Genomic DNA, 22,666 nt, shown 5'->3' on the forward strand with positions numbered 1-22,666 from the left:
GAAAAAACAGGCGTTCAGCCTGTTTTTTTATGTCCAAAATTTGGAATTAACTTTGATCTTGAACATTCATGAGCTGATCCAATTTACGCTGGTAATAATCACCTTGTAAAAATCTCACGTCGACATTCCACGCGTTGGCAAAGCTATTCATATCATTGAGATTTTTGAGTAATAAATTGACTGATCGATGACTATTGAAGTATTCAATCGCCTGTTTAAAACGTTCAATACCTTCTTCAGTATTTAAATAATCTGTGAATTCTTCATGCAGCGTGAAATTCTGAATATTGGCAACTTTGAGAATGAGATTGCTACATTTACTTAATCCAAATTCACAAATGGCAATATCTGCACCTTGCGCTCTCAATACCTCAATCGCAGGCAGAATTTCATTTAAATGTTGAGCAATGTATTTTTCTTTAAACTGTAAAATCAGTGGTTGAGGTGCTTTTGCTCCTACAATCATGAGCAGTTTTGAAATTAATTCTGCCAATTGATGATGCTTTAAAAGAACATGGTGTCGTAAATTAATAATCAGTTTAGCTTCAGGATATTGTGTTAAAAAATTGTGCAGTTGCTTTGCTGCTTCAACCAAAATCCATCGGTCAATTTTAATAGACAACTCAGGGTCATCCACCAATTCTTCAATATCGTCCAATTGAATCCATTGGTTTTCAAAAATAAACCCACTGCTTACTTCATAGGTATTAAGACTAGTGTCTTCTTTATCATAGATTTGTTGGAACTTTAGCGTAATTTGATCGCGTTCAAGAACTTTACGAAGATGTACTAGGATATCGCCGTGAACTTCGTCTGACTGTACAGGTTCTTCAATTGCTTGAAATACAAATTCTGTTGAATGATCAGGCTCTACTTCAGAAGAAGGTGTATTTAACTGAATAGCGGTCGGCTCATCTGCTTGAGTAACTTCAAAATGAATCTCTTCAATTTCTTCAAGCGTTGTCTCTAAAGCAGCATCATTGCTCAATAAATTGGGTAGGGCAGTGTTATAAGCATTTGCAATGAGCTGTTCAAAATTATCTACATTTAAATCTGACAGTTTGAAGAGACTATAACCAATTTTGACATGCTGTTGATAGGTTTGATCTCCCAGATTGACGAGTCTAGGTTTTTCAAGCGCATGTAGCGCAGAGAGTCTTGATTTTAGAACTTCAATCGTTTCAGCTTGAATGATAGTGGCATACAGGGCTGTTTCAATTTTAAATACAGCGCCATTGGTCTGTTCGAGAATAAAGTCTGAAAGTTTGCCGAAATAGCCTTTAAAAGTATCCCAATCAGAACTCAAGATATAGTCTGGACAACTGGCTAGGCTGAAGATGACCAAAGCATTTTCTTGAGCAGGGTGTTCTTCAAGATGTTGTAAAATTTTTGCCAATGTTGTGTGTGGTGCAATTCTACTGTCTTGGTGAGGTGCAGTCTCAAGTTGAGGACTAAATGGTTGATCATCCTGTTGAAAATGCGTTGAAATCGTAATTTCAATGATTTGATTTTGATCTGTAGGATTACATTCAATTTGGACTGGATTTTGATGTGTTAACTGTGGATTAAGAGAAATCAGTTCAAAAGGTCCATACTCAAATTTACCGAAAGCTAATTTTTTAAATCGTGCTTTAAAAGATTGAATATCCTCAGGTTGTATTAAATCAATGAGCGGGGATCCAATAACGTCATCAAACGTGTTGAAGCCAAATAAATGCGTAAACTCATGGTTGCATTCAACGACAATCCCTTCTTCTATGATTGCAACTGCTTTTTTATGCTCTTCGATCCAATTTTGTTTAATTTGAACATTGTGTTTCAGTTCATCCGTTAATTGCATCTGATTTTTTTGTAAGCGACTAAAAGCCAATGCTCGAATAATTTTAAGTAAACATTGTTCAGGTTGATCAATATTTAAAACATCGTAGATGCCCATCGAAATGAGTTTTACTTCAGACATTTCTAGCGCTTCTGAAGCTAGATAAAGTGTGGGTGTCAAAGCTTTATCAGAATCTGCAAGCAGTCGAAGAAAATGAGTTAAGGTCAGTTCATAGGCACGACCAAACAGAATTAAATCCCAATCTAAATGAAGTTGCTTTTCAAGACTCACTTGATCATCGAGTAGCACTGCTTCTACCTTGTACTCGCGTTTTTCGAGTAAAGAGATAATATCGTTATAACGAATCTGATTATCATCGACAATGAGTAAGCGCATTCCAGATTGCTTTAATTGTGTTGATAGAAGTAGGTTTTTCACTTCAAGGCTTCCCATACGTCTTGAAAACGATTTGATTCAAGGTTTTGATGTTGTAAAAATTCATCAATCAAATATTGCTGCTCATCATTAAATAATTCAAATTCAAATTGAACAAAACTTTGTGTGATGAGCATGGTCTTTATCAATTGTACTTTGATATCTTGATCAGTTAAGCGTAAATAAATAGATTGTTGTTCTTTGAAAAACTGTAAATTTGGTAAAATAAGAGAATGCTGCGGAGCATCAATCTTCAAGGTTTGTACAAATAAACATGGATGATAATTAAAAGAACTTCGATCTGTATAAACTTTTGCGGCGCAAGGGTGAATATCGGGTCCAATCACTTCAAGCCCAAGTTCATAGCTTTTTTTAACAGATTGTTTAATCCAGCGAATTACACCACCTTTCCATTTGCTGTTCACTCCCTCATTGATCAGGATAAATTCACCAGTTCTTAAATTTGGAGGTGCTTCTTCTTCTAACCAACGTACGCGATAACCATTTAAACTGATATCTAAAACTTGAGCCGCATGGATTTGACGTGTCTGTTTATCTAGAACCTTGTTTGATTTGTCTGTATAGGCATCTGGGTAGTTATTTAAATATGTAAATGCAAACTCGTCTTCTGATTTTGATTTAGGCGGTTTTAGTCGTAAGGTTTCGCTAAAAGTTTTGGTTTTAGAGAGATAATAATGAGCGGTAAGTAAACTGAAGCAGAGTTGTAACTGAGCGGAATGTTCATAACGTTCATGTCTGCGTTCAATGGTCGAGCCTAAAACATTTTGTACATGAAATTTAAGAGGCGCAGTTAAATATGCTTTCTCTTTCTTAGATAAATATTCATTGTCCTTTTGAATGGTTAAGTTGACATGCTCAAGCAACGATTGTGTTGCCACGAAAATGTTTGGTTTAAAACTCTCATGGTGTTTTCGGTTGTAAACTGGCGGATGATCTTTAGTGGTATCAATAACGTAACGAGATAAAGCGGTTTCGCGTGGTAAAACTTGCACTAGTTGCGCCCAATCCGCTGTGCATTGATAGAGCGCGTAGATCTCAGAAGGACGAATTTGGTGAGTATTAAATATTTCTAATAATAAGACTTGGGCATAGCATTGTTGAATATTTTTTAAAGCGTGATGCGTGCCTTGCAATAAATTAATATTCACCGTGTGTTCTTGGTTTTTTAATGCCAAATCATACAGATAATGGGTCATTAACCATTGCTTAGACAAGGCAGAACGATAAAGCATCTGTTGTTGTACTAGCAATAAACCCAATTGTTGAAGAGCGTAATAACTGGAAAGGAGTCGTGCAGTTTTCACATTACGCTTTTGAGCAAACTTCAAAATAGAAAACTTTTGTTGTTTTAGCTGCATTTCACTGCGCTGTGCAATATCTATGTAGATATCAGCAAATAATGTTCTCAAGCGAGTGGTTAATTCTATAATATCTTTGTTACGGTCAGATAGAAAAAGACCTTGATTTAAAAAGTTTTTTTCAAGTCTCTCTAAAATATTTTCGATCAAAGGGTGTAGCGCTTGAATAAGATCAAAGCGCAATGTTTCCGAACATTTGAGTTCAGCGATTTCATATAGGGCTTTCAACACCGCTTCAGAGGTGTCACCTAATTGCATAATTGAAAGTTGAGATGCCCAAAAACCCAAGTCCTGAACGTTTGCATTTGCAAAACTCAGTTGATCTCGAGTCAAGGCAGTAGGATAGTGAAAAATTTCTGAAATCTGAGCCTGAAGCATGTGAATGAGTCTCTAAAAAGTGGCAACTCCATAAAGCGGTGTTTTATTCTGTTCTCCCGCAATTTCTCTAACCAGCTTTGGAACCAAGTATCCAGGCAACCTTGCCAAAACCTCTTTATAGATTGAATCAATAGATTCACTTGGTAAATCAAAATGCTGAGCACCTTTCACTTTATCCAACACATGTAAATAATAAGGCATCACACGCGCATCAAATAATCGATGACTTAGATCAACCAAAATATCAGGATGATCATTAATACCTTTTAATAACACAGCTTGATTCAACACCAAAATATTTTGTTGTGAAATTTGCATTAATTTCGAAGCGGTAAAGTCATCAATTTCAGTAGCATGGTTTGAGTGTACCACTAGAATAATACGTAGCCTACTGTTTTTTAACAGAGAAATAAGTTCATCATCAAGCCGATTTGGGATAACGATTGGAACTCGAGAATGAATACGCAAAATTTTAAGATGTGGAATTGAACTTAATCTATCGATCCAAACGGCAAGTTTACGATTTGAAAGTGTTAGGGGATCCCCTCCGCTTAAGATCACTTCATTGATTTCTGGATGAGTGAGTAAGTAGTCTTGTATTTTTTTCCAGTCGTCATTTTTAGGTAAATTTTCTTGATATGGAAAATGACGTCTAAAACAATAACGACAATGAACAGCACATGCACCTGTTAAAGTCAGTAAAAAACGTGACTGATATTTATGTAATACACCTGGAATTAAATTGGCAGCCTCCTCATCAAGGGGGTCTGTCACAAAATCAGGATGTTCATTTAACTCCAGATGATGAGGGAGTACTTGAAGTAACAGTGGATCATCAGGATTAGATTTTTGCATCTTCGCGACGAAGGCGCGAGGGACTCTTAATTTAAATTGGGCTGATGCCAAAATTGCACCATGTATTAAATCTTCAGGTTGCAATTCCAAGAGTTCAATGAGCTCATGTGGGTCAGTGATTAAATCGCTGAGTTGATTTTGCCAATGTTGCTCTTGATACAAATAGTGGGTCATACAGTTTAAATTTAGAGGGAGATGAAGGCTTCATTTTAAATCAAAACCCATTGAAAAACTCAGTTGTGTCCTGATTAAGCCTTCTTTATTGAATGTTGGGATGAAAATACTCAAGCCTAAAGATGATCAAATTAAGTCTACAACAGTAGTTCTGCATGGAACTTAGACAGCTTAAACGTTGTATTTCGGAATTTATCATTGCGGCAGAGTAGGTTGGTCATTTAGAATACGCAACATAAATGCATGTGCATGTGGCATATCATGCACCTGTCAGCCTTGCTAAATGACAGTGTAGCAGCCCATCGCATTAATAGATTAAAGTTAGTAAGTTTGGAGTGAGCCTCTCATGGCCTATTATTCTACGAACGATTTCAAGTCTGGCCTTAAGGTAATGCTTGATGGTAACCCATGCTCAATCATGGAAAACGAATACGTTAAACCAGGTAAAGGCCAAGCGTTCAACCGTGTTAAATTACGTAACCTTAAATCAGGTAAAGTATTAGAAAAAACATTTAAATCTGGTGATTCTTTAGAAGCAGCAGATATCGTAGAAGTAGAAATGGACTACTTATACAACGACGGCGAACTATGGAACTTCATGGATCCTGTGACTTTCGAGCAAATTGCGGCTGACAAAGTTGCAATGGGTGATGCTGCGAAATGGTTGAAAGACGATTCAAACGAAAAATGCACAATCATGTTATGGAATGGTGTTCCTTTAACAGTGAATGCACCTAACTTCGTGGTATTAAAAATTGTTGAAACTGATCCAGGCGTACGTGGTGATACTTCTGGCGGTGGTGGTAAACCAGCGAAACTTGAAACAGGTGCTGTAGTACGTGTTCCATTATTCGTTCAACAAGAAGAAAGCGTTCGTGTTGATACACGTACTGGTGAATACTTAGAACGTGCATAATGGTGTAAATTTATACTATTATCGAAAGGGATGATGACAATCATCCCTTTTTTAATGCCAAGGTCTAAGGTAAAGAAGAATTATTGAGGAGTATAGTCGCAAGGGAAAACAGCAGTAACACGAATAATAAAATTGAGCTGATTGCAAATACGAAATAATGAGGGTTTGATATGGATCAAATACAACCGAAGTCATCCATGACTTCGAAATTGATTTGGATTATTGTGGCCATAATCGGTGCAGTATCCTTTGGAATATTAGCGGTTAGTCGTGGAGAACATGTCAACGCAGTTTGGCTCGTACTCGCTGCAGTCTGTGTTTACAGTATTGCATATCGTTTTTATAGTTTATTTATTGCTAATAAAGTATTCGAGTTAAATGCTCGGCGTTTAACACCTGCGCACCGTCTAGCGGATGGTCTAGATTATGTGCCTACAAATAAAAGTGTTCTGTTTGGTCATCACTTTGCTGCGATTGCAGGTGCTGGTCCGTTAGTTGGGCCTATTCTTGCTGCGCAAATGGGTTATTTACCAGGAACGATTTGGCTGTTAGTCGGTGTTGTACTGGCAGGTGCAGTCCAAGATTTTCTAGTTTTATTTATTTCTACACGCCGTGACGGACGTTCACTGGGTGAAATGGCAAAACAAGAACTGGGTTCATTTGCAGGAATTATTGTGATGCTTGGCGCATTAGGGGTAATGATCATTATCCTAGCTGTGCTTGCACTCGTGGTGGTTAAAGCATTAACCAATAGTCCATGGGGTGTGTTTAGTATTGCTGCCACCATTCCAATTGCATTATTTATGGGCGTATATATGCGATATATCCGTCCAGGAAAGATTGCCGAAGTTTCAATCATTGGCTTTGTACTAATGATGCTCGGTATCATCTACGGTGAAAATATTGCTCAACATCCTTATTGGGGGCAATTATTCACTTTATCTGGTACAGAGTTAACATGGGCATTGATTATCTACGGTTTCATCGCTTCTGTACTACCAGTATGGTTGTTATTGGCTCCACGTGATTATTTATCGACTTTCTTGAAAATTGGCGTGATTGCAGGTTTAGCATTGGGTATCGTATTTGCGATGCCTGAATTAAAAATGCCTGCAATTACCCACTTCGTAGATGGTACGGGACCTGTATTCTCTGGATCACTTTTCCCATTCTTATTTATTACCATTGCCTGTGGTGCAATTTCAGGTTTCCATGCATTGGTTTCATCAGGAACTACACCTAAGCTCGTAAATAATGAACGCGATATCCGGATGATCGGATACGGCGGTATGTTGATGGAATCATTTGTCGCAATCATGGCGATGATCTGTGCAACGATCTTGGATCCAGGCGTTTATTTTGCCATTAACTCACCAGCTGCGGTGATAGGAACGACGGTTGAAAGTGCCGCAGAGGCGGTACGTAATTTAGGATTTGTGGTTACACCTGAAGCTTTAACACTACTTGCTCAAGAGGTTGGTGAAAGCACAATTCTTTCTCGTACTGGTGGTGCACCGACGTTTGCGATTGGTATGGCGCACATCATCACTGAAATTTTTAATAGTCGTGAAATGATGGCATTTTGGTATCACTTTGCAATATTGTTTGAAGCGCTATTTATTCTAACTGCTGTTGATGCAGGAACACGTGCTTGCCGTTTTATGGTTCAAGATACTGTGGGTATCGTTGTCCCATCGGTTAAAAACTCTAAATCGTTTGTGGGCAACTTGATTGGTACTGCCGTTGCAGTCTCAGGCTGGGGTTTCTTTGTATATCAAGGCGTAGTTGATCCACTGGGCGGTATCAATAGTTTGTGGCCATTATTTGGTATTGGTAACCAAATTTTAGCTGCGATGGCGCTGATGCTAGGTACTGTCATTTTGTTCAAGATGAAGAAAGAAAAATATGTGTGGGTCACCATTGTTCCAACGATTTTCCTATTCATTACAGCGATGACTGCTGGTTGGCAAAAAATCTTCCATGAAAATCCAAAAATCGGATTCTTGGCACAAGCAGATCGTTTCAATGCGGCTATTGAGCGAAACGAAATTTTAGCGCCTGCGAAATCAATTGCGGAAATGCAAACTGTTGCTTTATCTAATCAGATTAATGCTGCGTTGTGTGCATTCTTTATGATTGTTGCCGTGGTGATGTTGTTTGCTGCCATTAAAGTGATTCGTCGTGCTTTAGCAAATCCGCAGCCAACAGCTCAAGAAGCTGAAGCAATTTATACAGATCAAATCCCTGCAGGAGAGACCAAATGAGTTTGAAAGAACAAATTCGTCAAAAGCTGGCATTGGGTAAAATCATTAAATTCACGATTTTGGCTCAGCCGAAGAAGTTTTTAATGTTGAATGGAATCAAAACAGTTCAACTGATTTGGCAGCGGTTACAACAAAGTTTTCGTTTAATGGTGGGGGTGCCAGATTACCAAAACTATGTAGAACATATGAAAAAGCATCACCCTGACCTAGAGCCGATGGATGAAAAAACTTTTCATCGTTATTGTGTGGATGCACGCTATCCAAGTGCAGCAGGCGGTATGAAGAAATGTCCATGTTAATTTTTTAGCTTTACATAAAAAACGGCACTGAGGTGTCGTTTTTTATTTGTCTTAATTGTATAAAACCTGACAAATTTATTGTTCTGAAACTCGTATACTCTTGATTAATAACAAAGGATAAAAACATGAAAATTGGAATTTATGGTGCTGGGTCGATTGGGTGTTATATCGGTGGAAGAATGGTCGCAGCAGGCCATCAGGTGACATTTTACTGTAGGGAAAGAAGCTATCAAAAATTAAGCCAAAATGGGTTGGAGCTCAGTGATTTAAACGGCTACCATCATAAGCTCACTCCAGATCAATTAAGACTTACAACAAATCCAGCAGAAGTCTTAGACACGGACTTAGTCATGATTTGTGTAAAATCAGCAGCGACAGAGCAAGTGGCATCTGAAATACGAAGCTGTGACACTGTCAATAAACCGGGTCTCATCAGTTTTCAAAATGGGGTGAGTAATGTTCCAAGGTTAAAAAAAATGCTGCCGGAATGGGAGGTTATGGAAGGAATGGTTCTCTTTAATGTCGCAGAACTCAAACCGTCTCATTTTCATCAAGGTTCTGATGGAATATTAATGATAAAAAAATTTGCAGAAAATAATCAGCTAAAAATAATGTTAGATGCGGCGAAACTACAAGTTGAATTCCGTGATGATATGTTAGAGGTACAGTGGGCTAAAGTCTTATTCAACTTGAACAATTCGATTAACGCTTTATCTGGTCTAACTTTAAGAAATCAACTTACTAATCGAATGTATAGAAAGTGCCTTGCTCAGGCACAGTTAGAGACGCTTCGAATTTTAAAGCAGGCAAATATTCAACCCGCACAATTAACGCCTGTACCAGAGAACATCATTCCTCATATTCTTCAACTTCCTAACTGGTTGTTTAAGTTGATTAGTCGCAAAATGTTAGCCATTGATCCACTAGCTCGTTCATCTATGCAGGATGATCTGAATTTAGGGCGCACGACGGAGGTTGATTGGATTAATGGTGAAGTAGTCAGACTTGCCAATACACTCGGGGTGAATGCACCGATCAACAGCTATTTTATTGAACAGATCAAGCTGGCGGAAAACAATAATTCAAGCCTTCAAATTGGACCTGAAGAGATGCTCAAACAGTTGAAGCTTATTCAGCATTAAGTTTAAAACTCATTCTTTAATACACTGATTATTTGAAATATTTGAGAAAATAAAAAAAACCTGTATGGTAGAAATATACCGTTTTGGAAGTGTAAATGATGATTTGGGGAATGAAGCAGAGTGTTCAATCAAAAGATATTATTCAGCCTGAGTTAGAGTCTCAGATTCAATCATTTATTCCCAAAATTTCCTTATTTCTAGAACAAATCAATCAAATTGTTTTGGATAAAAATACGCAAACTGAATTGGCTTTATGTAGTTTAATTGCAGGTGGTCATATTTTATTTGAAGACTTACCTGGATTGGGTAAGACCACATTGGCCAGTAGTTTGGCATCTTTATCAGGTTTATCATTTCAAAGAATCCAATTTACCAATGATATGCTCGCCAGTGATGTGATTGGCGTGAATGTTTTTAATCAAAAAGAACATCAGTTTGAATTTAAGTACGGACCTGTCTTTACCCAAGTTCTTTTGGCAGATGAAATTAATCGCTGTAGTCCAAAGACACAGAGTGCATTGCTAGAAGCGATGGAAGAGGGCTACGCCACGATTGATGGACAGCGATATGCTTTACCTCAGCCTTTTTGGGTGATAGCAACTCAGAATCCACTCTTTCAAAGCGGGACTTATGCACTACCAGAGTCTCAGTTAGACAGATTCCTCATGCGGTTATCTCTTGGCTATCCATCTCGCCATGCAGAAAAAATACTTCTTCAACAAGAATCACGTGCCAAATTAATCGCACAGCTGATCCATGTATTTAATGAGACTGAAATACTAAGATTGCAATCCTTGACTCATCAAGTCCATTTAAGTGATGCAATTCAAGACTATTTATTGGATTTGGCTGCGGTAACACGAAAAAGTGCGCATGGTTTATCGACGCGTGGATTATTGGCTTTAAAACGAGCATCACAAGCGAGAGCGATCGTGCATGCCAGAGCCTTTGTCATTCCTGATGATGTAAAAGCTGTATTTTCAGCAGTATGCGCTCATCGATTAAACTTGGGTGAGGATGAGACGGTCTCCCTAATGAATCAGGTTAAATTGATTTGAGGGTATGCAGGTGACCAGTATCTGGAAGCAATGGTTAAAAAAAAGATTTCGGTTTGAGCAGAGTAAAAAAATTGGTCAACGCGATATTTTGATTTTTATTTATCAGCAAGGTTTCTTATATCTTGTGTTGATTTTGATCACATTTATTGCGGGTATTAACTATGCCAATAATTTGATATTAGGTTTCTGCTTTTTAATTAGTGCAATCTTATGCATTAGTTTTTATATCACCTTTAAACAATTGCATGGTCTTGAGATAGACATCATTACTGATGAAGTTGGACAGGTAGGGCACTCGATTTTATTTAAAATCTACTTGAATCAACCTTATTCATATTCACGTTATTTATCGATCTCCATCGATTCTGAGACACAGCACATTCACATTGACCAAAAACAGTCTGAATGTGTTATACCGATTCATGTTGATCAACGAGGACAGTATAACTATCCCGATATACACATTGCTTCAGTGTATCCATTTGGTCTTGTTCGAGCTTGGACTTATATCTTTCATGGTCGACATGCATGGATTGCGCCACAAGCCAAAATAAATCCGAATACAAGCTTTTCAAATGAATTTGTATTGGATCAGGAAAAAGATGAGTTTAAAGAATTAAGAAGTTTTCAGGTCGGCGACTCATTACAAAGTGTATCTTGGAAGCAGGCTGCTCGTGGACAAGGTTTGTATATTAAAGTTTTTGAAGAGCATCAAAAGGATCGATGTGTTGATATTCATTATCATCATATGCCGTCAGTCGAGCATGAAGAAAAGCTCAAATATATGATGGGTGTGGTGGAGCAGTGTGAGCAATTACAAATTCCTTTTAAGCTGGTGTTACCTCATGCCGAACTGAATCAAGGATTTGGAGCTGAGCATATCAAGCAGGCTAAAATTCTGCTTGCTCAGGCATAAAGTGTGAAATAGAAAATAGGTTTAGATATATGGTACATCCTAAAGTTTCACAATCCATGCTATTGAGTTTGGCACTCATTTTATTTATCCAGATTATTTATCTACCTTATGCTTTAATTTTGGTGCTCTGTATTGAGCTTATATATTTATGGCATATTCAAAAAAGTAAAAAAAATGTCTCCAAAGCAATAAAATTTAGTTTTACAGCAATTGCACTTGGCGCGATTTATCTGCATTACCATACTTTTGTTGGTGTTGAGGCTGGGGTAGCATCGCTGACAACTTTTCTATTTGCAAAAGCATTAGAAACCCAAAAAAAACGTGATTTGATCATCGTTTTTAATTTTGCCTTATTCGTGGCGGCAAGTACGTTTTTATACAGTCAAACGTTGTATGTTGCTTTGGGAGTGGTACTGTGCTTAGTGAGCTGTTTTGTAGGACTGTATAGAATTCAAACCGCGGAGTTTCTGTCCACTCCTGAAACTAAAAATGGCTTAAAGCACGATGTCATTCATGTCGGTAAATTCATCGGATTGGCAATTCCTTTTTTTATATTGCTCTTTATTTTTTTCCCACGATTACCTCCGCTTTGGCATATCCCGATTCAACAAAATAAGGGGATGACAGGAATCAGTGATTCCATGTCCCCAGGTGACATTGCTGAGCTGTCTCAGTCAAATGAATTAGCATTTCGTATTATTGGTGATATCACAAAATTACCGCCTCGTTCAGAAATGTATTGGCGAGCTTTGGTTTTAGATCAATATGATGGTCAAAAATGGACGAGTCATGGATTTAATAGAGGGTTAAACGAGTTAAACTCTTATCAACTTTCTAATTTAAATCAAAAAGTTGAATATCAGTATTTGGCTAAAGATCCTTCTGTAGAATGGATTATGGGATTAGAGCAATCTGTACCTCAACAACGAAATTATTATCTCCGTTATGACGGTGGTATTTCAGCTCAACGACCTATTCAAACGGCTCAACCTATAAACTTAGTTTGGTTAGGGCGTGGGATGAAAATAAATCATGAACTTAGTCAGTTTCAAATTCAGTATTACACCCAGTATCTCCATCAGCGTGATATCAAAAGTCAAAGTTTAGCGTGGGACTTATTTATTAAAAGTGGAGAGCAGCCAGAGCGTTATATCCAGCAAGTTTTAGACTGGTTTAAGCAAAATAGCTTTCAGTATTCTTTATCTCCCGGTGTTTTGAGTGGTGATCGGATAGATGCATTTATGTTTAATTCACGACAAGGATTTTGTGAGCATTTTGCTTCTAGTTTTGTCATGATGATGCGTTATGTCGGTATTCCTGCCCGAGTCGTGACTGGTTATCAAGGAGGTCAATTTGCGCCAGACCAGAAAAGTTGGGAAGTGAGGCAGTTAGATGCACATGCTTGGACTGAAGTATATTTTGGAGGTCAATGGCAGAGGATTGATCCCACTGCAATGATTGCTCCTGAACGTATTGATCAGGGAATGCAAAATTTAATTCAAAATAATCAAACACTCTACTCTGAGAATACAAATTGGTCAGTTGCAAAATATCCTTTTTTGACAAAAGTTCGCGTATGGAGTGATTACGCAAGTTATCAATGGCAAAGTAAAGTTGTTGGATATAATGCTGATCAACAGCAGAGTTGGATGACAAAATTTGGAATTAATTCAGTTGCTTCAGTGTTTGTGATTATCCTTGCAGGCTCACTAATCATATTAGGATGTTATGCGCTATGGATGTTGAGAAAAAAGAGAAAACACTATTCACAAATCGATTGGGTACTTCATGTTTTCAATAGAAAATTAGGACTTCACAATCGCCGTTATTCTTACGAAACGGTTCGACAATGGTTGGAAAGAATTTCATCACCTTTAAGTCAAAATGATAGAGCTGTTTTCCTCGAAATTATCATTCTGTACGAGCACTTAAGTTATTCACAATCGAGTATTTCTAAACAAGAGTTCGCAAATTTTAAGTCAATGATTAAAACTTGTTCATATCTTTTGGTTAAATATGAAAAAGGCTTGTCAGCCAAGTGATTTTTGCATAAGATGCGAAGCATTCTAGGTGTATAGCTCAGTTGGTTAGAGCGCTACGTTGACATCGTAGAGGTCTCCAGTTCGAGTCTGGATATACCTACCAAGATTAAAAAAAAGGGCTTAAGTATTTTACTTAAGCCCTTTTTTCGTAAGCAAGATATTACTTCTTTATTTAAAAGTAAAGTATTCGTTATCACTTGCTCTATCAAGAAAAATTGCGTTTCAAAAATCTCTAAATTTGATATTAAATTATATATTTTAAGTATAAATACCCAAAATGCTTTAATCTAAATATTGGGTATTTCCGTAATTTATTAATATACCCGTACATTAACACTTACAATAACGTCCGAAATGTACGCTTTTGCCATCCTGTTTAAATATGAGACACGTATAATGTTCATATTACAGGGAAGTTGAGATCAACGTTCATTACCAGTTCTTCACTTTTCATTCAGAAGTAATGAAATTCATACAGTATTATCAAACTAAAGATGGATACTATTTTGTATGTTATTTCATCAAAATAGCGTACTAAAAGCTTATTTCATTGACTGAAATGCGACGAAGAACGATACTCTCAACGTTTTAATTTAAGCAAATCGGTTCTAAGAGACTGGACCAAAAGTTCGGTGCTCTGTAACTCAATCCAAAGCAAGGGGCTATATATGGCTGGTGGAAAGTCAACTATCATCTACACACTGACCGACGAGGCGCCATTACTGGCGACTTACTCACTACTGCCGATCATTGAGACCTTTACTAAGCCTGCTGGTGTTGAGATTGTAAAAACTGACATCTCAGTTGCAGCACGCGTGCTCGCTGAATTCTCTGAATACCTTAGCGAAGAGCAGAAAGTATCAGACAATCTTGCAGAATTAGGTCGTCTTACACAAGATCCAGACACAAACATCATCAAACTTCCAAACATCAGTGCATCTGTAGCTCAGTTGACTGCATGTATCAAAGAGCTTCAATCAAAAGGCTATGCAATTCCAGATTATCCTGAGAATCCTACGACTGAAGAAGAAAAAGCACTCAAAGCACGTTTTGGTAAATGCTTAGGTTCAGCAGTAAACCCAGTATTGCGTGAAGGGAACTCTGACCGTCGTGCGCCTGCTGCTGTTAAAAACTATGCGAAAAAACACCCACATTCTATGGGTGAGTGGAAACAGTGGTCACAAACTCACGTTTCTCACATGGATGAAGGTGACTTCTATCACGGCGAAAAGTCTATGACTTTAGATCGTCCTCGCAATGTGAAAATGGAACTGATCACCAATTCTGGTGAAACCATCGTTCTTAAAGACAAAGTTGCACTGCAAGACGGCGAAATCATCGATTCTATGTTCATGAGCAAGAAAGCACTTTGCGACTTCTATGAAAAAGAATTAGATGATTGTAAAGAAGCGGGCATCTTGTTCTCTTTACACGTTAAAGCAACCATGATGAAAGTTTCACACCCGATCGTATTCGGTCACTGTGTGAAGATTTATTACAAAGAAGCGTTCGAAAAACACGGTAAACTGTTCGACGAACTAGGTATTAACGTAAACAACGGTATGGCTGGTCTTTACGAGAAGATCGAAACTTTACCGACTTCTTTACGTGAAGAGATCATCGAAGATCTACACGCATGTCAAGAACACCGTCCCGCTTTAGCAATGGTGGATTCAGCAAAAGGTATCACTAATTTCCATTCTCCAAACGACGTGATCGTAGATGCTTCTATGCCTGCAATGATCCGTGGTGGTGGTAAAATGTGGGGTGCTGACGGTAAGCCTTACGACTGTAAAGCAGTAATGCCTGAATCTACATTTGCGCGTATTTACCAAGAAATGATCAACTTCTGTAAGTGGAATGGTAACTTCGACCCACGCACAATGGGTACTGTACCTAACGTTGGTCTAATGGCTCAAAAAGCTGAAGAATACGGTTCACATGACAAAACATTCGAAATCGCGCAAGCTGGTGTAGCTAACATCACAGATATCGAAACTGGCGAAGTTTTAATGTCTCAAAACGTGGAAGAAGGTGATATCTGGCGTATGTGTCAGGTGAAAGATGCACCGATCCGCGACTGGGTAAAACTAGCTGTAACACGTGCACGTAACTCTGGCATGCCAGCAATCTTCTGGTTAGACCCATACCGTCCACACGAAAACGAATTGATCAAGAAAGTTCAAAAATACTTAAAAGATCACGATACAGATGGTCTAGACATTCAAATCATGTCTCAAGTACGTGCAATGCGTTACACACTTGAACGTGTTGCTCGTGGTCTAGATACAATCTCTGTAACGGGTAACATTCTACGTGACTACCTCACTGACTTGTTCCCAATTATGGAGCTTGGTACTTCTGCGAAAATGCTGTCTATCGTGCCTTTAATGGCGGGTGGTGGTATGTACGAAACTGGTGCAGGTGGTTCAGCACCTAAACACGTACAACAACTTGTTGAAGAAAACCACTTACGTTGGGATTCTTTAGGTGAGTTCCTTGCACTCGCTGTTTCACTTGAAGAGCTTGGTATTAAAGAAAACAACCCTAAAGCTAAACTTCTTGCGAAAACATTGGATGCTGCAACTGGTAAATTACTTGACAACGGCAAATCTCCTTCACGTCGTACAGGTGAGTTAGACAACCGTGGTAGCCATTTCTATTTAGCGAAGTTCTGGGCTGAAGAATTAGCAGCTCAAGACGAAGATGCTGAATTAAAAGCGACATTCTCTACTTTAGCGAAGACTTTAGCTGAAAATGAAGAGAAGATCGTTGCTGAACTTGCAGAAGTTCAAGGTAAATCTGTTGATATCGGTGGTTACTACGCAATCGATCAAGAGAAAGTAAATGCAGTTATGCGTCCAAGTGCAACTTTAAATGCTGCTATTGCAAGCATCTAATAACACTTAAGTTGAACTGAATTTCAGTTTGGCGGATTAAAAAAGCTGGTACTTCGGTACCAGCTTTTTTTATTAAAATTTTTGTAAATAAAACACTGATTACGCCCAATTAGAGAGAGCTTAAGGGGAGGATCTAAAAAACTTTCATTCAATTTGCATGCATTTCTGATTACAATGCGTTTTAATTTATTTTTAACTTATCTAGCTGTTTGGATAAGTTCTGTAGGTGCCCGCATGGAAATCAAAGTCAATTATCTCGACAATCTTCGACAGGAAGCAAAGTTCGACGATTTCACGGTTATTGCCGATCAACCTATTCGTTATAAAGGTGATGGATCTGCACCAGGCCCATTTGACTATTTTCTTGCGTCTTCAGCATTATGTGCAGCTTATTTTGTAAAGGTGTATTGTGCTGCACGAGATATTCCTACAGAAAATATTCGATTATCCCAAAATAATATTGTTGATCCAGAAAACCGTTATAAACAAATTTTTAAAATTCAAGTCGAATTACCCTCAGATATCTCTGAGAAGGATCGACAAGGTATTTTACGTTCAATCGACCGTTGTACTGTAAAAAAAGTCATTCAAACAGGTCCTGAGTTTGTTATTGAGGAAGTTGAAAGCATTGATGCGGATGCTCAAGCTTTACTTATGCCAAATATTGCCAAGGAAAATGTGACTGTTATTCCGGGCAAAGATTTGCCGCTTGAAGAAACGATTGCCAACATGTCTGCAATTTTGGCGGGCTTAGGGATGAAGATTGAAATTGCGTCTTGGCGGAATATAGTGCCAAACGTATGGTCTTTACATATTCGCGATGCACAAGCGCCAATGTGTTTTACCAATGGTAAAGGTTCAACGAAAGAGAGTGCCTTAGCATCTGCATTAGGCGAGTTTATTGAACGTTTGAATTGTAATTTCTTCTATAACGATCAATTTTGGGGTGAAGAAATCGCAAATGCTGAATTTGTGCATTACCCTGATGAAAAGTGGTTCCAACCAGGTCCAAATGGTGAATTGCCATCAGAAATTTTAGATGAATATACACTTGAAATTTACGATCCTGAAGATGAATTATTAGGCACACATCTGTACGACACAAATTCTGGCAATACTGCGAGAGGTATTTGTTCGTTACCTTTTGTACGCCAGTCGGATGGTGAGATTGTATATTTCCCTTCAAATTTGATTGAAAATTTGTATCTGTCAAATGGTATGAGCGCAGGAAATACCTTGGCTGAAGCACAAGTACAATGTTTATCTGAAATATTTGAACGAGCAGTGAAGCGCGAAATTTTAGAGGGTGAAATTACCCTGCCAGATGTACCTGAACATGTTCTAGCAAAGTACCCAAAAATAGTTGAGGGTATTAAGGGGCTTGAGGAGCAAGGTTTTCCAGTGCTGGTCAAAGATGCTTCATTAGGTGGGAAATTCCCAGTCATGTGCGTGACATTAATGAATCCAAGAACGGGTGGTGTTTTTGCATCATTCGGGGCTCATCCAAACTTTGAAGTTGCATTGGAACGCAGCCTTACCGAACTTTTACAAGGTCGTAGTTTTGAAGGTTTAAATGACTTACCACGTCCTACTTTCAATAGCCATGCCCTGACAGAACCAAATAACTTTGTGGAACACTTTATTGATTCATCGGGCGTTGTATCTTGGAGATTCTTCAGTTCGAAATCTGATTATGATTTCGTAGAGTGGGATTTCACCAGTCAGGGTGAAAATACAAATGCTGAAGAAGCTGAAAAGATGTTCAATATCCTAAAAGAGATGGGTAAAGAAGTTTACATGGCTGTATACCAACATTTAGGTGCAACTGCATGCCGAATTCTAGTGCCAGGATATTCTGAGGTGTATTTGGTTGAAGATCTGGTTTGGGACAATACCAATAAAGCTTTAGCCTTTAGAGAAGATATTCTTAACTTACATCGTTTAGATAATGAACAGCTCGAAGCTTTGCTAGAGAAACTTGAAGAAGTTGAAGTGGATGACTATACCGATATTATTACCTTGATTGGTGTTGAATTTGACGATAATACGGTGTGGGGTCAGTTAACTATTCTTGAATTAAAACTATTAATTAACTTAGCTTTGGAAAATTTCGAAGAAGCGAAAGACCAAGTAGAACAGTTCTTACAATACAACACCAATACTGTAGAGCGCGGTTTATTCTATCAATGCATGGATGTCGTTTTAGAAGTATTGTTAGATGAAGAAATGGAAATTGAAGACTATGAACCGAATTTTAGACGTATGTTCGGTGATGAAAGAGTTGATGCTGCAATAGGCTCAATCGAAGGTGATGTGCGTTTTTATGGATTGACGCCAACCAATATGCAACTTGAAGGTCTCGATCGTCATTTAAAACTTATTGAGAGCTATAAGAAGCTTCATGCTGCCAGAGCACGTTTTGTTTCTCAACAAAACTGATCGAATGAAAGGCCACTATGAAGAGTGGTCTTTTTATTTTAAAGATCAGCAAATCGATGCATCTAGTTAGGGTGCTCAATTTTTTATCATAAAATGAAGTTGTTATGAAAAGTACTGATAGTATTTATTAAAAATAGTAATTTATTGATATTTAAGGGAAATAATTCTATTTAACTGGTATTATTAGCTAAATGCATTATCATAGTGCATGACGAGTTAACTTAAGGCGAGCATTATGAATTTCTTGAAAAAAAAGAATAAAGCAAGTTTCGTTTTCTTTATTATTACTGCGTATTCCTGTTTGGGCTTTGGATTAGGTTACCTAATTTGGGAATACCTCCAAATGAAATAACGTTCATATTGATCGGTAAGAGTGCAAATTTAGAAAGTATTCACTGTTAGCAAGCTTAATTTACTCTACCATTTAAAATTAAATGATCTAAAAATCATCAGTGATTTTTTAAGGGGTATATTTAAATTTATATTTTTTAACGTGATTTAAATAAAGATTAAATTTTAGCGTTTTATAACCTATGACTGTGTATTCAGCCCTTCAAATTCAGTCTATGTTATAATTAAAAATATATCCCGATAGATCGAATTGTCTAGCGACTGTTCAATTGATAGATCATCATATCAAAGCTGCTTTATTGCAGCTTTTTTAATTGTGCTTCAATTTATCGGAAATGTCATTTTGGTACGTTTATTGAATGCGTCATCTGAGCTACATTTGCCAATGAATCATTGAATAAATGATCTAAATAATTTTTACGACTCGCTCGATCTTAAGCAGGGGCTCGACAATGACAAATCCAAATTCTTCAGCGGGTTTGCTTGAACGCTTATTTAAACTAAGCGAAAACAAAACAACTTTTCGAACTGAAATGATTGCAGGGATGACGACATTCCTGACAATGTGCTACATCATCATTGTCAATCCAATGATTCTGTCTGAAACAGGAATGGATCATGGTGCGGTATTTGTTGCGACATGTTTGGCAGCAGCAATTGGTTGTTTTGTCATGGGTATTATTGCCAATTACCCAATCGCATTGGCTCCGGGTATGGGCTTAAATGCATATTTCACCTATTCGGTATGTTTAGGAATGGGTGTGCCTTGGCAAACCGCTTTAGCTGCGGTATTTGTGTCTGGTCTGGTCTTCATCGCGATCAGTATGTTTAAAATTCGTGAAGCTATCGTGAATGCCATTCCAATGTCTTTAAAATTGGCTATTGGTGGTGGTATTGGTTTATTCTTAGCATTAATCGCTTTGAAAAATGCTGGCATCATTGTGGATAATCCTGCGACTCTAGTGGGTTTAGGTGATTTAAAACAACCAACCGTTCTCTTAGCCTTATTCGGTTTTTTGATGGTTGTTGTTATGCATCACTTTAAAATACGTGGTGCGATTATCATTAGTATTTTAGTGCTGACTGCAATCTCAACATTCCTAGGATTGAGTGAATTTAAAGGTGTGATTGGTCAAATTCCTTCAATTGCACCAACATTCATGCAAATGGATTTTGAAGGCTTATTTACCGCAAGTTTAATCGGTGTAATTTTTGTGTTCTTCTTAGTTGATCTATTTGATTCAACAGGAACGCTGGTTGGTGTTTCACATCGTGCTGGTTTACTCAAAGATGGCAAATTACCACGTTTGAAGAAAGCTCTGTTTGCCGACTCTTCAGCGATTGTTGCTGGTGCTGCATTAGGTACATCATCAACGACACCATATATTGAGTCTTCTGCGGGTGTAGCAGCAGGGGGGCGTACAGGTCTTACAGCGGTAATAGTTGGCTTACTTTTTATTGCTTGTTTGTTCTTAGCACCGTTGGCCCAATCTGTTCCTGGATTTGCAACTGCACCAGCCTTACTCTTTGTAGGGGTATTGATGATTCAGGGTATTACACATATTGATTGGGATGATATTACTGAAGCGGTTCCTGCTTTCTTAACGATCGTGTTTATGCCGTTCACTTACTCAATCGCTGATGGTATTGCCATGGGCTTTATCAGTTATGCGTTGGTGAAGTTACTTACAGGTAAAGCATCTACGGTGCCATACATGGTATGGATTATCGCAGTATTATGGGCGCTGAAATTTGCAATGTTTGGCGGCTAATTTTTAACAGTTTTTAAAAGGGTGTAAACTCAGTTTGCACCCTTTTTATTTTTTGGTTTCATGAGGAGTAGCAATGAACCGTGTTGAGTTAATTAAAGCTTTACCTAAAGCTGAGCTTCATGTCCATATTGAAGGGACATTTGAACCTGAGTTGATGTTTGCCATTGCTCAGCGCAATGAAATTGCAATCCCATATCAATCAGTTGAAGAAGTCAAACAGGCTTATAGTTTTCACAATCTGCAATCATTTCTAGATATTTACTATGCAGGTGCGAATGTATTGATCAATGAGCAAGATTTTTATGATCTTGCATGGGCATATTTTGAAAAATGTGCAGAAGATCGAGTGGTTCATACTGAAATGTTTTTTGATCCGCAAACCCATACGGATCGTGGTGTGTCATTTGAAACGGTAATTAAAGGCTTAAAACGAGCTTGCCACGATGCTGAGGTAAAATTAGGCATCACAACGCATTTGATTATGTGTTTCTTACGTCATTTGAGTGAAGAGGCAGCATTTGAAACACTAGAACAAGCTTTACCTTACAAAGACCAAATTATTGGGGTAGGGTTAGATTCAAGTGAAGTTGGGCATCCACCTTCTAAATTTGAAAGGGTATTTGCAAAAGCACGTGATGAAGGATTTTTGGTTGTTGCTCATGCAGGTGAAGAAGGTCCACCAGAATATGTTTGGGAAGCTTTGGATGTACTTAAAGTGAATCGTATTGATCACGGCGTACGCTCTGAAGAAGATCCAAAGTTGTTGGCGCGTTTGATTGCTGAAAAAATGCCTTTAACGGTTTGTCCATTATCAAATTTAAAGCTTTGCGTTGTAGATGATATGGCAGATCATAATATTCGCCGTTTGTTACAGCAGGGTGTGCATGTAACCGTCAATTCAGATGATCCATCATATTTTGGTGGCTACATGAATGATAACTTTATTGCGATTGCTGAGGCCTTAGATTTAACAAATCATGAATTAAAGCAACTCGCTATAAATTCATTTGAAGCATCGTTTATTTCCGATGTGCAAAAACAAAAGTGGAAAGATAAAATTCTCGCAATTTAAAACAGTTAAACTTGTTTATGTGAAATACTGGAAGGTGGGGGCAAAATCCCACCTTTGGTTTAATATGCTTTAAACAATAGAGCCGAATGTGATGTTGAAATTGAAGTCTTTGTTTTGCCTGAGTCTGCTAATGTTGCCCGTAGTTATCGCGAATGCAAATACGATATTGACACAGCGTATATTAAAGCCTGTCATCCAGTATCAATGTGAGCGTGAAGTCGACCATTCAAAAATATGGAAAATAACGACATATTTAATGAATGAAGAAAACAAAAAGAAATTAAAATTAGAAACCTGTGATTGTGTATCAAATCATGCTTTAAAAGATATTCCGGCTCAGGAACTTGCCAAAGCAACAGTTAACGAAGATATCAAGCAAGAAGTCATTCGAAAAGCAATGTTGAATAGCCTAAAAGCATGTGTGATTAGCTCTAAATCTCACTCAGAAATTTAGA

At 37.9% G+C, this 22,666-nt stretch carries 16 protein-coding genes and 1 tRNA gene; 14 read left to right on the forward strand and 3 right to left on the reverse strand.

Going from position 1 to position 22,666, the window contains the following annotated elements; translation table 11 throughout:
• Window positions 1–46: 46 nt before the first annotated feature.
• The 3 genes from AC1M9F_RS01220 to epmB are packed head-to-tail and all read right to left on the reverse strand — an operon-like array spanning window position 47 to window position 5,040.
• On the reverse strand, window positions 47–2,257 hold the full coding sequence (locus AC1M9F_RS01220) for an EAL domain-containing protein (RefSeq protein ID WP_481596848.1): 2,211 nt from the start codon (window positions 2,255–2,257) through the stop codon (window positions 47–49).
• Window positions 2,254–4,011, reverse strand: a complete 1,758-nt coding sequence (locus AC1M9F_RS01225) for a GTPase (protein WP_481596849.1) — start codon at window positions 4,009–4,011, stop codon at window positions 2,254–2,256. The genes AC1M9F_RS01220 and AC1M9F_RS01225 overlap by 4 nt, the downstream gene beginning before the upstream one ends.
• A 12-nt stretch (window positions 4,012–4,023) precedes the next feature.
• Complete coding sequence (gene epmB, locus AC1M9F_RS01230) at window positions 4,024–5,040, reverse strand: EF-P beta-lysylation protein EpmB (RefSeq protein ID WP_481596850.1); 1,017 nt, start codon at window positions 5,038–5,040, stop codon at window positions 4,024–4,026.
• A gap of 346 nt (window positions 5,041–5,386) precedes the next feature.
• Between epmB and efp the strand changes: the two genes are divergently transcribed.
• The 14 genes from efp to AC1M9F_RS01300 all read left to right on the forward strand — a co-directional run bounded on the left by efp (window position 5,387) and on the right by AC1M9F_RS01300 (window position 22,665).
• Window positions 5,387–5,956 carry an elongation factor P gene (gene efp / locus AC1M9F_RS01235; protein ID WP_035265851.1) on the forward strand — a complete coding sequence of 190 codons (570 nt, stop codon included), beginning with the start codon at window positions 5,387–5,389 and terminating at the stop codon, window positions 5,954–5,956.
• Window positions 5,957–6,126: 170 nt separating this feature from the next.
• Entirely contained in the window at window positions 6,127–8,220 is a 2,094-nt protein-coding gene (locus AC1M9F_RS01240; RefSeq protein ID WP_481596851.1) for a carbon starvation CstA family protein, read from the forward strand.
• A complete protein-coding gene (locus tag AC1M9F_RS01245; RefSeq protein WP_481588442.1) occupies window positions 8,217–8,519 on the forward strand; it encodes a YbdD/YjiX family protein in 303 nt (100 codons plus the stop codon). Before AC1M9F_RS01240 ends, AC1M9F_RS01245 begins: the two co-directional genes overlap by 4 nt.
• 125 nt (window positions 8,520–8,644) lie before the next feature.
• Window positions 8,645–9,661, forward strand: a complete 1,017-nt coding sequence (locus tag AC1M9F_RS01250; RefSeq protein ID WP_481596852.1) for a 2-dehydropantoate 2-reductase — start codon at window positions 8,645–8,647, stop codon at window positions 9,659–9,661.
• 98 nt (window positions 9,662–9,759) lie between these two features.
• Window positions 9,760–10,719, forward strand: coding sequence for an AAA family ATPase (locus AC1M9F_RS01255; RefSeq protein ID WP_481597114.1), 960 nt, complete (start codon window positions 9,760–9,762; stop codon window positions 10,717–10,719).
• A 10-nt stretch (window positions 10,720–10,729) separates the two neighbouring features.
• Window positions 10,730–11,635 carry a DUF58 domain-containing protein gene (locus AC1M9F_RS01260; RefSeq protein ID WP_481596853.1) on the forward strand — a complete coding sequence of 302 codons (906 nt, stop codon included), beginning with the start codon at window positions 10,730–10,732 and terminating at the stop codon, window positions 11,633–11,635.
• 29 nt (window positions 11,636–11,664) lie between these two features.
• The gene (locus tag AC1M9F_RS01265) at window positions 11,665–13,677 is read left to right on the forward strand and encodes a transglutaminase TgpA family protein (RefSeq protein WP_481596854.1); all 2,013 of its coding nucleotides are present in this window, start codon (window positions 11,665–11,667) and stop codon (window positions 13,675–13,677) included.
• Window positions 13,678–13,703: 26 nt separating this feature from the next.
• Window positions 13,704–13,780, forward strand: a tRNA-Val gene (locus AC1M9F_RS01270).
• Window positions 13,781–14,345: 565 nt separating this feature from the next.
• Entirely contained in the window at window positions 14,346–16,577 is a 2,232-nt protein-coding gene (locus AC1M9F_RS01275; RefSeq protein ID WP_481595516.1) for an NADP-dependent isocitrate dehydrogenase, read from the forward strand.
• Window positions 16,578–16,811: 234 nt separating this feature from the next.
• On the forward strand, window positions 16,812–19,016 hold the full coding sequence (locus tag AC1M9F_RS01280; protein WP_481591236.1) for an OsmC domain/YcaO domain-containing protein: 2,205 nt from the start codon (window positions 16,812–16,814) through the stop codon (window positions 19,014–19,016).
• A 235-nt stretch (window positions 19,017–19,251) separates the two neighbouring features.
• Window positions 19,252–19,368, forward strand: coding sequence for a hypothetical protein (locus tag AC1M9F_RS01285; protein WP_092766106.1), 117 nt, complete (start codon window positions 19,252–19,254; stop codon window positions 19,366–19,368).
• Window positions 19,369–19,819: 451 nt separating this feature from the next.
• Window positions 19,820–21,139: an NCS2 family permease gene (locus AC1M9F_RS01290; protein ID WP_481589776.1), complete on the forward strand. Its 1,320-nt coding sequence runs from the start codon at window positions 19,820–19,822 to the stop codon at window positions 21,137–21,139.
• 73 nt (window positions 21,140–21,212) lie between these two features.
• Window positions 21,213–22,211 carry an adenosine deaminase gene (locus AC1M9F_RS01295; RefSeq protein ID WP_481596855.1) on the forward strand — a complete coding sequence of 333 codons (999 nt, stop codon included), beginning with the start codon at window positions 21,213–21,215 and terminating at the stop codon, window positions 22,209–22,211.
• Window positions 22,212–22,341: 130 nt separating this feature from the next.
• Entirely contained in the window at window positions 22,342–22,665 is a 324-nt protein-coding gene (locus AC1M9F_RS01300) for a hypothetical protein (RefSeq protein WP_481596856.1), read from the forward strand.
• Window position 22,666 lies beyond the last annotated feature (1 nt).

It is taken from the genome of Acinetobacter sp. ANC_7504, from assembly GCF_056779995.1.

Bases quoted from the DNA above. Each gene is read 5' to 3' on its own strand.
- AC1M9F_RS01275 (WP_481595516.1), top strand. From the start codon at position 14,346: ATGGCTGGTGGAAAGTCAACTATCATCTACACACTGACCGACGAGGCG.
- AC1M9F_RS01280 (WP_481591236.1), top strand. From the start codon at position 16,812: ATGGAAATCAAAGTCAATTATCTCGACAATCTTCGACAGGAAGCAAAG.
- AC1M9F_RS01285 (WP_092766106.1), top strand. From the start codon at position 19,252: ATGAATTTCTTGAAAAAAAAGAATAAAGCAAGTTTCGTTTTCTTTATT.
- AC1M9F_RS01300 (WP_481596856.1), top strand. From the start codon at position 22,342: ATGTTGCCCGTAGTTATCGCGAATGCAAATACGATATTGACACAGCGT.
- AC1M9F_RS01265 (WP_481596854.1), top strand. From the start codon at position 11,665: ATGGTACATCCTAAAGTTTCACAATCCATGCTATTGAGTTTGGCACTC.
- AC1M9F_RS01290 (WP_481589776.1), top strand. From the start codon at position 19,820: ATGACAAATCCAAATTCTTCAGCGGGTTTGCTTGAACGCTTATTTAAA.
- AC1M9F_RS01245 (WP_481588442.1), top strand. From the start codon at position 8,217: ATGAGTTTGAAAGAACAAATTCGTCAAAAGCTGGCATTGGGTAAAATC.
- AC1M9F_RS01295 (WP_481596855.1), top strand. From the start codon at position 21,213: ATGAACCGTGTTGAGTTAATTAAAGCTTTACCTAAAGCTGAGCTTCAT.
- efp (WP_035265851.1), top strand. From the start codon at position 5,387: ATGGCCTATTATTCTACGAACGATTTCAAGTCTGGCCTTAAGGTAATG.
- epmB (WP_481596850.1), bottom strand. From the start codon at position 5,040: ATGACCCACTATTTGTATCAAGAGCAACATTGGCAAAATCAACTCAGC.
- AC1M9F_RS01225 (WP_481596849.1), bottom strand. From the start codon at position 4,011: ATGCTTCAGGCTCAGATTTCAGAAATTTTTCACTATCCTACTGCCTTG.
- AC1M9F_RS01240 (WP_481596851.1), top strand. From the start codon at position 6,127: ATGGATCAAATACAACCGAAGTCATCCATGACTTCGAAATTGATTTGG.
- AC1M9F_RS01250 (WP_481596852.1), top strand. From the start codon at position 8,645: ATGAAAATTGGAATTTATGGTGCTGGGTCGATTGGGTGTTATATCGGT.
- AC1M9F_RS01255 (WP_481597114.1), top strand. From the start codon at position 9,760: ATGATTTGGGGAATGAAGCAGAGTGTTCAATCAAAAGATATTATTCAG.